This window comes from Rhizobium altiplani (assembly GCF_001542405.1).
In the GTDB taxonomy this organism is placed as follows: Bacteria; Pseudomonadota; Alphaproteobacteria; order Rhizobiales; family Rhizobiaceae; genus Rhizobium; species Rhizobium altiplani.
The window spans coordinates 55,589-68,767 of record NZ_LNCD01000018.1 but is presented as its reverse complement, the minus strand read 5'-3'; the positions used below and the strand labels follow the sequence as shown (position 1 = coordinate 68,767).

The 13,179-nt window shown below is 57.8% G+C and carries 13 protein-coding genes; all 13 read right to left on the bottom strand.

Going from position 1 to position 13,179, the window contains the following annotated elements; translation table 11 throughout:
- Positions 1-183: 183 nt before the first annotated feature.
- The gene (locus tag AS026_RS39165) at positions 184-471 is read right to left on the bottom strand and encodes an MFS transporter (RefSeq protein ID WP_028747006.1); all 288 of its coding nucleotides are present in this window, start codon (positions 469-471) and stop codon (positions 184-186) included.
- 70 nt (positions 472-541) lie between these two features.
- Positions 542-1,606 carry an ABC transporter ATP-binding protein gene (locus AS026_RS03620; RefSeq protein ID WP_007539684.1) on the bottom strand — a complete coding sequence of 355 codons (1,065 nt, stop codon included), beginning with the start codon at positions 1,604-1,606 and terminating at the stop codon, positions 542-544.
- Positions 1,607-1,609: 3 nt separating this feature from the next.
- A complete protein-coding gene (locus AS026_RS03615; RefSeq protein WP_007539685.1) occupies positions 1,610-2,458 on the bottom strand; it encodes a carbohydrate ABC transporter permease in 849 nt (282 codons plus the stop codon).
- On the bottom strand, positions 2,455-3,357 hold the full coding sequence (locus AS026_RS03610) for a carbohydrate ABC transporter permease (protein ID WP_007539688.1): 903 nt from the start codon (positions 3,355-3,357) through the stop codon (positions 2,455-2,457). The genes AS026_RS03615 and AS026_RS03610 overlap by 4 nt, the downstream gene beginning before the upstream one ends.
- A gap of 20 nt (positions 3,358-3,377) precedes the next feature.
- Positions 3,378-4,667 carry an ABC transporter substrate-binding protein gene (locus tag AS026_RS03605; protein WP_007539690.1) on the bottom strand — a complete coding sequence of 430 codons (1,290 nt, stop codon included), beginning with the start codon at positions 4,665-4,667 and terminating at the stop codon, positions 3,378-3,380.
- 769 nt (positions 4,668-5,436) lie between these two features.
- On the bottom strand, positions 5,437-6,165 hold the full coding sequence (locus tag AS026_RS03600) for an SDR family oxidoreductase (RefSeq protein ID WP_007539692.1): 729 nt from the start codon (positions 6,163-6,165) through the stop codon (positions 5,437-5,439).
- A gap of 157 nt (positions 6,166-6,322) precedes the next feature.
- Positions 6,323-7,126: a BtpA/SgcQ family protein gene (locus AS026_RS03595; RefSeq protein ID WP_007539694.1), complete on the bottom strand. Its 804-nt coding sequence runs from the start codon at positions 7,124-7,126 to the stop codon at positions 6,323-6,325.
- A 96-nt stretch (positions 7,127-7,222) separates the two neighbouring features.
- Positions 7,223-8,092, bottom strand: a complete 870-nt coding sequence (locus AS026_RS03590; protein WP_157224565.1) for an alpha/beta fold hydrolase — start codon at positions 8,090-8,092, stop codon at positions 7,223-7,225.
- 19 nt (positions 8,093-8,111) lie between these two features.
- Positions 8,112-9,221 carry a Gfo/Idh/MocA family protein gene (locus AS026_RS03585; protein ID WP_007539698.1) on the bottom strand — a complete coding sequence of 370 codons (1,110 nt, stop codon included), beginning with the start codon at positions 9,219-9,221 and terminating at the stop codon, positions 8,112-8,114.
- Complete coding sequence (locus AS026_RS03580; RefSeq protein ID WP_007539700.1) at positions 9,214-10,035, bottom strand: PIG-L deacetylase family protein; 822 nt, start codon at positions 10,033-10,035, stop codon at positions 9,214-9,216. Before AS026_RS03580 ends, AS026_RS03585 begins: the two co-directional genes overlap by 8 nt.
- Entirely contained in the window at positions 10,035-10,877 is an 843-nt protein-coding gene (locus AS026_RS03575) for a sugar phosphate isomerase/epimerase family protein (protein WP_100248116.1), read from the bottom strand. The genes AS026_RS03580 and AS026_RS03575 overlap by 1 nt, the downstream gene beginning before the upstream one ends.
- 212 nt (positions 10,878-11,089) lie before the next feature.
- On the bottom strand, positions 11,090-12,082 hold the full coding sequence (locus AS026_RS03570) for a carbohydrate kinase family protein (protein WP_007539704.1): 993 nt from the start codon (positions 12,080-12,082) through the stop codon (positions 11,090-11,092).
- On the bottom strand, positions 12,079-13,134 hold the full coding sequence (locus tag AS026_RS03565) for a Gfo/Idh/MocA family protein (protein ID WP_007539707.1): 1,056 nt from the start codon (positions 13,132-13,134) through the stop codon (positions 12,079-12,081). Before AS026_RS03565 ends, AS026_RS03570 begins: the two co-directional genes overlap by 4 nt.
- Positions 13,135-13,179: the final 45 nt, after the last annotated feature.

The following is a 13,179-nucleotide window of genomic DNA, read 5'->3' as shown; positions in this document are numbered from 1 at the left end:
CGTCGAGCAGGGATCGACAACAGCCGAGTGAACCTAATGGCAGGCGTTGATGCCCCTCCCAGGCCAGGAGCCACGTTGGACTTTCGGCTATTCTCCGGGGTCCGAATGGCGGTGAGATTTCGTTTCCGGCTGGTTCCATTATAGAACCGTTGATGCTGCTCGATAGCTGGCATCATCGCAAGATCACCTCACGAACGCGAAAGGCGCGTTAGCTCCGATCCGTCGGGCGCCTGTCATGCCCACAATCACACGATTGATTTCCGGAGGCTTGTCACTGATATGCAAAGCGGAGATAAGCTGGATGACCTCCTGATCGGACGGTGAGCGACGATGATGCAGACGCAGGAAATCCATCGACGTTGGCGTGCGGAACGTTTCCGTCCAACGGGAAGCCTTTCGAAGATCTCGCCGGGGTGGCCAGTCGTGCGTGCGGCACGATCCGATGCGGCAACCGGTTGCCTGCGTATACATAGGGCAGAACCGGTGGCCTCCTGTTAACGAGGAAACGCAGACACCACCGCCATCTATAACTAACGGACCTTCAAAGTCGAACACCTGTTTCCTTGTCGAATACATGCACATGCGGCGCCTGAATATCGATTTTGACTGCATCACCTGTTTTAGCCTGGAGGAAGCCCGGCACGCTTGCAGTGAACTTGCCAGCCGCTGTATCGATGTTTACATGGGTCGCCGGCCCGACCGGCTGAAGCATATGCACCCGGCCTTCAAGTCCGGTTTCACCGAGGCGAACGTGCTCCGGCCGAACGCCGAACTCCACTGGTCTGCCGACCTTGAAATTGCGTGGAGCAACGTTCACCGGAAGCGTCTGCTCGCCGGCACGAATGAACATAGATCCGTTTGCTTCGGCTAAAACCCCATCGAGGAGCTCGATCTGCGGGCTCCCGATAAACGAAGCGACGTAACGGGTGGCCGGTCGTGCATAGATTTCCTCGGGGGTGCCAAACTGCTCAACGCGCCCGCGATACATGACGGCGATCCTGTCCGATATCGACATCGCCTCTTCCTGGTCATGGGTCACGAAAATCGAAGTCACGTTCTGCTGCACATGTAGTTGCTTGACTTCCGTGCGCATCTTTACTCGGAGCGAAGCATCAAGGTTCGAGAATGGCTCATCGAACAAGAAGATACGCGGCTCTCGAATGAGGGCGCGGCCGATCGCTACTCTTTGTTGCTGCCCCCCGGAGAGCTGCGCTGGAAATCTCTCAAGTACATGGTCGAGTTCCAGAGAGGCTGCAAGTTTCTGGACCTTCTCCCGGATCACTGATGCGGCGACGCCGCGCATCTTCAGCGTAAACCCGATATTCTGCGCAACTGTCATATGCGGATAGAGCGCATAGTTCTGGAACACCATCGCCACGTCGCGCTCGACCGGCGACAAGTCATTGACACGTCTTCCGCCAATCAGAATGTCACCGGAGGTGCTGTCTTCAAGGCCCGCGACCATGTTGAGGGTGGTGGTTTTGCCGCAACCGGACGAGCCCAGAAGCGTGATGAATTCGCCTGCCTTTATATCAAGATCGATATTGTGGCAGACTTGGAAGCTACCGAAGCGTTTGGAAACCTCTTTCAACCTTACGTCAGTCACTGTCTATCCTTTCATCATGCCGTCGGCGAAACCGCGGATGATCTGGTCCCGGAAGATTGTTGCGATCACGATGACGGGCGCGACGCTGATCACGGCAGCCGCCATCATCTGCCCGAACACTGTTTGATATTGTCCCGCAAACTGGGCGATCGCGAGCGGCACTGTTTGCGCGCTCTGTCGTGTCAGTATCAAAGCGAAGAAGAATTCGTTCCACGCCTCAATGAACGCGAACACGGCGGCTGCTCCCATAGGGGGGATCGAAATCGGCAAGATGATGTACCAGAACGTTCGCAGTACACCCGCGCCGTCGACGGCTGCTGCCTTTTCGATCCCGACGGGAATGCTGAGGAAAAATCCGCGCAAAATCCAGATGACGATCGGGAGGTTGAACGACAGATAAACGACGCCCAAGGTCAGCACGCTGTCGATCAGGCCCAAATAGCTGATGATCAGAAACAGCGGTATTGCAATCGCGATCCCCGGCAGCATCTGTGTTGCAAGAATGATAAACCCGAGCGCATTCGAAAAGGGAACGGACAGGCGAGCGAGCGCGTAGGCTGCCGGTGCTCCCAAAGCCAGGGCGAGTGCCGTGGAGAACAGCGAGACGATGAGCGAGTTTACCACGCCACGCCCGAGCGCAGCTGCAGATGCCGCCACGGTGACGAAGTTGTCGACCGTAAAGTTGGATGGCGAAAGATCCGGTGGCTGGGCGATCAACGCACTTTGTTCCAGCAGGCTCGACACAATAAGCCATACGATCGGTGCAATTGACCAGACAACAAACACCGTCAACCCGAAATAGACAGCGACCCTTTTGACTGGCCCGCCGTTGCGATAGGCCTGAAAGCTCATTTTGCACCTGCCGTGGGCTTGGGTTTGAGGAGCCACAGATAGCCAATGGCAAGCATGAACGTCAGGATGAAGATGACGTTCGCGATTGCCGCGCCGTAGCCGATATCAAGGAAATTGAACGTGACCCGGTAGGCCAGGAAATTCAGAAGCACTGTTCCGTCAGCGGGGCCCCCACGCGTGAGAACGAAAATGATGTCAAATACCCGTAGCGACCAGATCGTCTGGAGGATCACTGCAATCCCGATAGCGTCCTTGATGGCTGGCAGTGTGATATAGCGAAAGCTTTGGAAGCTGTTTGCGCCATCCATGTACGCTGCCTTGTGCAGGGCGACAGGCACCCGCTGGAGACCCGCCAGCATCAGGAGTGTGACAAAAGGTATAGACTTCCATACGTCGACGAGAAGCAGGAAATTCAATGCACTGAACGGCGTCCCCAGCCAGACCTGGTAGCCATCAATCAGCCCAAGTGTCTTTAGCAGGGCATTCAAAACCCCGTAGTTGGAGTTGAGAATCCACTTCCACAGCACGGCGTTGGCCACCGGGGCGATTGCCCAAGGGACAACAAGCAATATCTTTAGAAACCCACTTCTGCCCTGTGGCTGGTTCAAAAGCAGCGCAACGCCCAAACCGATCCCGACAACGAGGATGACCTCCATTGCGGAAAAGTAAAGCGTGTTTAATGCGGCGTGCTGCAGACCTTGGTCAGAAAACATCTGCCTAAAGTTCGCCAGTCCAACCCAGACCTGATCGAGTTTGCCGGCTCTGAGCTTGACGTCATGGAGCGCGAGCAATGCCGACCTTACGATCGGATAACCAAGGATCCCGGCTATGACGATTAGTGCAGGCGCGATAAGAACAACGCCGACCATCTGTCGGCGTTTCTCGAATGTTGTGGCCATCTATATCACCTCTGGGGACATCATCCGCGACGTTTGACGATCGCCGTCACCAGATCGTGCGCTTCAGCAATGGCCTCCATAGCCGTCTTCTGTCCTTGCAGCGCCTTCTGAACTTCAGTGCCAATCGCCTGCGTTACCTCGGTAAAGTCTGGCGTGACAAAACTCTCATAGGGGTGTTGCGCCTGCTCAAGCACCACCTTTGCGATCGGCAGTGCCGCCTGGACCTCCGGATCACCCAGGACAGACAGTCGAGACGGCAACCACCCGGTATCGAGTGCCTGACGCTTCTGAATTTCTTTTGACATAAAGAACTCAACCAGCTTTCGGGCCTTGTCAGGATGTTGGCTGGCATTGCTAATCGTCCAGGCGTCCGTGCCGTCGATCGAGGCGGAACCTGCAGGGCCCGCAGGAAGTATCGTAGCGCCCATCTTTCCGACGATGTTCGACTGTTTGGGATCCTGCGCCGTCGCCCACATAAATGGCCAGTTCATCATCATCGACGCGCGACCGGATGAGAAGACGTTGGTGGCGTCATTGATCCCGGCGTAGGAGATCGAACCCGGCTCGGTTCCGGCCGCCTTCAGATCGAGCATCATCTGGAGAGCATCGACGCCGGCATCACCTTTAAAGACCGGCATGCCGTCTTCGCCGTACATCGTACCGCCAGCCTGCTGCAGAAATGCCATCCAGTAGCTCGCGGCCCCGCCGATGCCGGCCGCCTCCGCATAGTTCGAGACGTAGCCAAAACGTCCGTCGCGGGTCAACTCTTTCGTAAATCGCTTGAAGTCGTCCCAATTTTTTGGGGGCTCCTTGATACCCGCCTGTTCAAGATGCTCTTTGTTATAGAAGAGATTGAGCAGCGAGAGCGTGAAGACGGTTCCATAGCGCTTGCCCTTCCACGTGACCGTCTTAAAACTGGACTCCGGAAGGTCGGCGATCAATTCGGCCGGGAGATCGTCGACGAAAGGATAGAGGAAGCTTTCGAACTCGGGGACCCACGCGCACATGTACATGATATCCCAAGGTGCGGATCCCGATGCGAAGGCAGTTGCCATGCGGTCATGAAGTTGCGGCCACGCCAGCATCTCATAGTTTACGGACGTCGCATTTGCCGCTTTCCACGCTTCGAATGCCGCCTCAGCAAACTTCGCCGCTCCGGGAGGAGCGGGATCTGGCGGTAGCGGGCCGAACACAGACAGTTCGGCGTCTTGCGCCTGCGCGTAGCGGCCGAAAAGACTACTGGCCGTCGCCGCAGCAACAGCGGCTCCGGTAGTCTTCAGAAGGTGACGACGAGAAATGATCGATTGCATTGGTTGAACCCCTTTTCTTGTTGAATTTCGGGCCGGGAAGAGAATCTTTTGGTGAAGAGAATCTTTTGGTATTGAGCGCGCCCTAAGGCTGACTGAACACCTTACGCGCAGGCAGTGACAGCCCACAGACTCTCCTGGACAGTTTCATGCTCCGCTCCACCATCACTGGCCTCCCCAGTTGCCAACATATGATATGCACGTTCGCGTGCAGTCAAGTCTAAAAATGCGCGATATCGTGCGATGCAACTTTATAGGATCTTATCTACGCGCGCACTCGCACAAATGGATTGATGGATGTAGGACCTTCATGCTTGGCGTTACTGCGAGCGCGTGGACCTAGATCAGACTAGGGACATTTAGCCGAAATGCCGTAGGTCGCGTAACGTCCGATATACTTTGATAAGCTCCGCTCGCGGGAAGCAAACACCGGGTCAACGATTCTCGTATGCCGGCTGGCCATCGCCGTGAGTTTGGCCCCTCGAACGCCTCTCGTCGGGGAATAGTTATGCCAGCGGCGAACAAGATTGCCAGGCGATCCAAAAGAGGATGATGTGCCGATCTGCTGCAGGTTGTCATAACTGTTGCACGAGATCGTGCAGCCGGTCTCAACATGCACCATACTCGAAAGACAAGGTATTCGTTTCCGCGCCCTGAGCGCACGCGGTGCGTGATCCGCCCCCCAACTGCCCCCCGAGGAAGACGTCTTGTCGTTTGCGGTGATTAGCTGGAGGGCTAGTATTCGTACAGCACACATTCGACGTGGCGAATGTCAGATCGGCTGGTTGCTCGGGAGCAGCACCATGTCGCGAATGGTGACGTGTCGAGGGCGCGACAACATGAACGTAATCGCGTCAGCGACGTCTTCTGCTCGCACGCCTTCACCCAGTCGGACCTTTTCTGCTATTTGTTCTTCGTCCGTGTAGCCCGTAAGTTTTGTCAAAACGATACCTGGAGCAACAGCCCCCACACGAATGTTTTGCTGCCCAACTTGCCGGCGCAGGCCGTGTATGAAAGCCTGAATGGCGTGCTTCGACGCACTGTAAACTGGCTCGTGGTGGATCGCCGTATGTCCTGAAACGGAGCTAAGTGCGACAATATCACCGGCCTGTTGTGCCACCATGCTTGGGAGCACGCGGCGGATTGTCCGAAAGACGCTGTTGACGTTCAGTCCGATAAGTCTGTCCCATATTTCGGGATCATCGTCCGGTACATAGCCCTGATGGAACATCCCGGCGCTGGCCACTAAAACATCAATTCGGCCAAAAGTCCTAAGGTGATCGTCGACCACCTTTTCGACCATTCCGTCTTCACACAGGTCGGCGGCCACGATCGAGGCCCGGCCCGAAAACTCTTCAACGAGCTTCGAATACTCAGTGTCCAGGCGAGCGGTCAGGGCAAGCTGAGCGCCCTGCGCAGCCAATGCACGCGCTGTCGCCAGTCCGATGCCGGAGCTTGCTCCAGTGATCAGAGCGACTTTGTCTTTCAAGGGGTAAACCATCTCAATCCTCCAGAATGATGGAACTTGTGGTCGGCAACATGCAAAAGAGCGAGCCCCCTGCATGTCACCGCTAAGCGTCGACCCAGGTTCGCTCACCCGATCAAGGGGAGAGCGTAGGGACCCAAGCCCGGGGTGCATTCAAACCGGGGACCGGGGCCTAATGTCGAATTGACTTCACCTTATCCATGAACGCCTTCACACGGGCCGGATCGACGGCGTTTTCGAACACACCATCAATCTTGAACGTGGATCCTACAACCGCGCCATCGGAGACCGATAGCTGGCGCTCCACGTTCTCGAGCCTGCAACCGGTGTTGCACAGCACGACGGTACCGGGAACTGCGGCTTTGACGCTCGACAAGATCTGCGTATCGGTTTCGGCGCCAGCGGTCAGACCTGAGACACAAAGCGCGTCCGGACGATTGTTGAACACCGTGGACTTTGCAATATCGACGATGTTTCGGTTGCCGAGATAGGAGGCGGCCTCGGGAACAATGTTGTAAAGCAACTTCAAGTCCGGGGCGAGACGCATCTTGTGGCGTATGGTATCGCCGACATTGGTATTCCAAAGGCCGAAATCACTCGCATAGACGCCGCTGATGATTTCGCGGATGAACAGTGCACCGGTCGCGGCGGCCAGATCGATCGAGGCGATGGGGTCCCAAAGGACGTTGACGCCAAACGGGATCGTGATCGATGGCATCACCTCGCCAATCACACGCGCCATGGCGGCAGTGGTCTCCGGGCGCACTTTCGTCAGATAGGGAAGGCTGAATTCGTTTGAGAACATGACCGCATCGACGCCACCGTCCTGAAGGTGCGTAAGGTCGGCAAGAGCTTTGTCGATAACCATTTTCATGCCCCCGGCCGTATCGTAGGCCGGATCGCCAGGCAGTGCCTGGAGGTGGCACATGGCGATGATTGGTTTATCAACGTGGAAGATTTCTTTGAGCCATTGCATCGGATTTTCCTCTTTGTGTTGCTGATTGATGGTCTTCAGTAAAATGACGAGTCGTGTCTGCCGAACGGGCCGCCCCCGCAGGAATTCAGTTCAACGCTAATTTCTCGTCAGGGCCGCGGTGCTGTCGCGCCTGTCTGGCGTTGGCTCTTCGATCTCGCCAAGAAACCCTAGGATGAGCTCGGCTGTCCGCTCGGCGTAGCTGGGTTTGGCGTGAACGTCGTCTTTCCGCGGCGCCTTTTCAAACCGGGAGCCAGGGATCAACCGATGGAGTTTCTCGGCGAGCGTGAAGGGATGGATGTCGTCCGCGTCGACGCCGATGACGAGCGTCGGAACCTTGATGGCCGCAAGTTGCTCGGTAGACAATTCCACACCGTCTCCTGCGATGTCCGACAGCAGTTTCCCAAGCCATTCAGGCTGGTGTTCTCCGAGGTAATCGGTCAACGTGCTGTAGTTGTCTGGGCTTGATCGCCTTATCCGAGCCGCAAGATCGCTCGAAACAAAGATCTCGAGAGCCTTCTTGCGCGGGTATCTCCGCAGCAATTCGCCGACTGCCCGGATCGGCTCGAGATTGTCAGGAGATTTGTCCAGAAACCATGCGGGGCGCACCAGGATCAGGCCGTGCACACGCGAAGGGTTCCGGATCGCAAGCGCAAGCGCAAGCGCCGCGCCCATCGAGATGCCGCCCACAACAAAGCCGTGCGGGAACCGCCCAGCTGAGTATGCTTCCATGTCCTGATAGAAGGCCTCTATCGAAAAGGCCCGCGGCTGCGGGCAGGACGAGCCACCATGCCCGGCGCATTCGATCGTGGTCAGAGCGAACCGTTCATCGTCGGGGAAAATGCGCGCTACCTGGTGCGCGTCACCGCCGAGGCCGTGCTGGAACAACACGGGGAGCCCATGATTGCCGCGACTGACGACATTCAGGGATGCACCGCTGAGAGATCGGATGAAACTATCGTTCGTCAAGTCGGGCAACCTTCTCTGCCTAGAGGTCGATGTGACGCCGGGTGCGGATACTCTCGTCGGCGGCAAGAACGACCCGGAGACTGTCCACCGCAGCTGTGAGGTCCGGCGTGTCGATCGCGCCTGTTCGGATGGCGCCGAGAAACGCGCGCTGCTCAAGTTCGCAAAGTGCGTCATGATCAGGCTCGTCGGCCATCCTGATGATTTCGTCGGCGTGTTTCAGGGAATTGTCCGGATTGAGCGCAGAATGGTGGATCCGCAGCGCGCTCGTTTTCACATGGTTCAGGATGTCCGAAGACGCGGTCGTCGATGCCCCTTCATTGGCGGCGTCACCCTGTTCACTCATCGTGATACTGACCGCACCTTTTGGCCCGACGATGTCTTTCACGAAGTAGGCCACTTCGCTCATCATCGGGCCCCAGCCGACCTCGTACCAGCCGATCGAGCCATCATCGAAGGCCACCTGCAACTGACCATAATTGTACTGGTCCTCGGCGATCTCATCTGTGAGCCGCGCGCCGATGCCATGGACGCGAACGGGCTTGGCTCCCGTCAGTTCGCACATAACGTCGATATAGTGCACGCCGCAGTCGACCAGCGGGGGCAGGGACTTCATCAGGTTTTTATGCCAGGTCCAGGAATGCCCAATTGATTGCTGATTGATGTTCATCCGCATGACCAGCGGTTTGCCGAGTTCTTTGCCGCGCCTAATGAGCTCGCGCCACGAGGGATGGACGCGCAGAATGTAGCCGATATAGAGAGTGCGCTGTGTTTCCTTGGCGACGGCGACCATGTGTTCACCCTCTTGAACACTCCGCGCCATCGGCTTTTCCACGAAGACATGGGCTCCGGCCCGCATTGCCTTGATCGCGAAATCGGCATGGGTGTCGGGATAAGTACTGATGATGACCGCGTCTGGCTTAAGCCCTTTCAGGGCCTCGTCGAAATCATTGAAGCGATCGACGGATGACAAGGCAGGTGGCACTTCCATGGAAAGCACCGAGCGGCTGCAAATGCCGACCAGTTCAAAGCCGTCGATGCGAGTGATAGCCGCAGCGTGCGAAATGCCCATATGGCCAAGCCCGACCGCGAGAACGCGAAGTGCGCTTTCATTGTCACGATCGTCAGGCATCAAACCCTCCTTCAAAAGGTGCTGGGTATCCTGGTGTCCACAGTCTCTCCCTGCCGGAGCGCGCTTCGTATCGCTCGGCATGTCGTCGCATCGCTTCGACGAGACCAGCATCGTTGCCGAAGATTTCGGAGATCTGGCTCGGATAGAGCAGCGCGGCCTCGATCCGAGCCGCAAGCTCCACGTCGATGAATTCAGGGACTGACTGTTGCCAACCCGAGAGCTCGAGGCCGCGTTCGACTGTTATCGGGTGTTCGGCCGGGAATTCCCCGAGCAGATAAGGGAATTCCTCGTAAAGCCTGAGCGTCTGACGGCCGAGGCAGACATCTTTGGCCGCCGCAACCACCATGAGATGATCTGCATGACGGCCGATACCAATCGGCGCATAAACAATGTCGGGACGTTCCTCAGCGATGATCTGGCCAAGCCTGGCTTTGGCCGCCTCGACATGTTTTTGGTCGGCGAGCTTCAGTCCGGCAAATAGCTGCGGAATATCGCTGTATATCGGCTGCCCATTGTCATCCGTGCGGTAGATCGCATCCGGAAACCCCTCATGACGGCACCGCGCTCGAAGGAAATTTGCGGCCTGCCGATCCTCCTGCCGGCGGATCGCGTAGGGACGGTCGCCGCGGTTCCAGACGCCATGAAACCGGCGCGCGAGTGGCGTAAGCGCGCCAATGGCGTCGGCGGTGATGAAGGTCGAGGTAATGACGTCGTCGCCACCGCTCGTCAGCTTTCTGATAAGCCCGGCACAGCTGAATGGCGCATCGTCGAGATGCGGCGACAGAAAGAGGTGACGCGTGGCGCCCTTTCCCATCAGCGGACCGGCTCCTTTGACGGAAGAAGATCGGAGAGAAATGCGGCGGTCGACGCGGCTTCGCTCTCATCGAAACCATGGGCGATGACTGGACCCGAGAAGCCGCCTCGGACAAACAGGTTGAGGAGCCTGGGAAAGTCGATGAAGCCTGTCCCGGGCGCGCAAGGCCTGCCGTCGATGCGCATATCCTGTGCATGAATGATAGACGTCGAATCTGCCAGGAGATCGTAGGCCCGAAGCAGGGTGTCGGACGCATAATCGCGTTTGCTCCATTCAACGAGGTTGAAAGGGTCGAACACGATCTTGACGCGGTTGCTCCCAACTTCGTCGAGGAGGCGCCGCGCACTCGTCGGCGAGGAAATGACATTCGATGGCTCAGGTTCAACACCAAGGACAACATCGTGCGCCTCGGCAATTTCGATCAGCCGGTCGAGTTCGCCGCGGAACGCGCTCCAAGCTTCTTCACCGGCGTTGTCGGGATGAATTTTCCATTTGTCCATGGCATGGCGGGTCCCGGTGCAAAGGGTGATCGTCGAGTAGCCAAGTGCTTTGCTTGCTTCGGCGAGCACGCGGAAACCCTGTCTTCCTTCTTCGACAACCTTCGGGTTGGGGGCGATCATATTGTAGGTGCCAGAGATAACCGGAATGGTCACGTTGCTCGCGGCGAAGTCACGCCGCACGGTTTCGAGGTGACCATCGTCCACGACCGACGGCAAGGTATCGAGGCCTATGCTCGCCATGTTGAACTGCGTGCACTCATAGCCGGCAAGCGCGATTGCATCGGCAAGACTGGCGCTTGTCTTGCGATCGAAGGTTTTGGCGAAGATTCCAAGGTGGATCAATTTGTCAGTCCATTTTCTAAAGGTGCCCGTAGGCGTCGTCCGATGCGATGAGCGGCAGCCGATAACCATGCTTGGTGAGTCAAGGCGGTGTTCAAGTTTCGGGTCACCCTGCTAGGTTCAATATTTCGATGTTTGCGAAGAGGGATGGCGAGCCGGGTGACGCGCCATCCCCCCGGGAGGGCGAGCTGCTGGTACAGCCCGCGTTAGGGATCCTACAACAGCGCAGAATTCTTGACCTGGTTCCCATCATGACCGGGCGGCTCATCAAGCCTCTCAAGATCCTGAGGTGTGAGATAGCGCCGCATTGCCGGCTGCTTCAAGACCGCTGAGGCAATCGCGGTCCCAAGTCGAGCTGACCCGGCCCAGTCTCGTCCGCGGGATAATCCGAGCGCAAAGCCTGCGTTGAAACTGTCTCCCGCGCCAGTCGTATCCGGCCCCTCAATCGGAACACACCGGATCTCGACGGCGGCAGCGTTGGTGCTTGCGGAAACCAGGCAGCCTTTCGCGCCCATCTTCACGACCACCGCTCCGGCGAAGCTTTGCCGCATTTCCTCCAACGCCTCGATCACGTCCTCGTGCCCGGTTAGGGCCAGTAGCTCCGCCTCGTTTGGCAGAAAGCAGTGGCACTCCTGGATCACAGCAAGGAGCATGTCGCGGACGGATCCTGACCAGCCGGCCTGGTCGGAGCCAGGGTCGAACAATACGATGCTGCCATTCTGACGCGCTTGCCTGGCGAGCTCGGCTACGTCGGGCTGAAGGGCCGGGGTCGTGAAGAAGCCGGTCAGAAGCGTGATCGGCGCTGTCATCGCATCATCTGAGAGATCCCTCTTCGAGAAGGTCTCCATATGACCCCGCGACGTAAGAAAAGACCGCTCCCTGTCAGCTGCCTCCAGCGCCACCGTGATGCTAGTCGGCTGCTCGACCGACGTGATGTCGGAAGTTTGCACCCCAACCGCGGCGAGCATCGAACGGATAACCGCACCGATCGGATCATTACCTAATGATCCGAACAGTCGAACTGGCGCTCCGGCTGCCGCAAGCACCATCCCGGTTATGCCGCCGCTGCCCCCGGGTCGGAAGCTGACGTCCTCGACGAACCGCTCTTCGCCGGGGGGAGGCAAGGCTGCCACCGGCCGCATTACCAGGTCGGCTTGAACATTCCCGATCACGGCAATCGCCTTGGAGGAGCTGCCCATGGCGATCATGCCGACTTGCGATGATCAGGCTCGGCACGAGCGGCGAGCAAATTGACGGACTCCACGATTTCGAGCGCCTTTAGGCCATCAAGCGCTGTCGGCTGAACCGGCTGGCCGTTGAGGAGTGCTGCCGCAAAGGCTTCCACCTGCAGCTTGTAGGCGTCCGTATCGCCGAAGATCGGTTCCTCGTAGCTGGAGTTCTCGGCTCGGAAAATGCGAACCTTGCTGGCTGCGCGTGAGAAGGGAAAAGGGATCTCGGCGCTGATATGTCCCTTGCTGCCGTAGACCTGGAAGCCTTCAGTCCATTCGGCATGAACACTTGCCGTTACTTCGAAAGATGCAGCAGCACCGGCCTCCGTTGTTGCAATGCCGTGCCAGGAGTGATCGGCGCCGTCGACCGCCATAGTTGCTGCCGACACTGTAAAGTCGCCGAGAAGGAAGCGCATCAGATCGAAAGTATGGATCCCATGAGTCGCCAGAAGATGTGTCTTCCGGTTGGCAGCTTTGAGCGCCGTCTCGCGGCTTCGCACGTCTTGATCGACCAGCATGGCCGGAAACAAGGTTGCCTCGACGGGTGGACGCAGCTCCGACATCACGCGATACCAGCAACGCGCACTCAAGATCCGGCCAATGTCGCCTGCGGCGATGACTTGCCGTGCGCGAGCAATGCCCGGATCAAACCGCTTCATGCTGCCGACCTGCAACTGGAGGCCGGTTTTGCCGAGAACGTCGATCAATGTTTCCGCTTCCGACGCGGTTACGGCGACCGGCTTTTCGACAAGAACATGCTTGCCGGCCTGGAGGGCGGCGATGGAGACCGGCACGTGGAACCGGTCAGGGATAGCAATCAGCACGGCGTCGAGGTCGGCGTTCAGAAAATCCTGCTGCTCGGTATAGGCGGGAACGCCAAGCCGCATACCCGCGCCCTTGGCAAGCAGTGCACTTGGATCGAATACCGCTGCCAGCTCGACATTGCTTGCCTTTTGGACTGCAGGAAAATGCGCCGCCTGGGCAATACGGCCGCAACCAACCACGCCCAGTTTCAACTTGTCTTTTGTCACTTCGCCTCTCCGGAACGATTGATCGAAATCTCGTTGCTACTATCA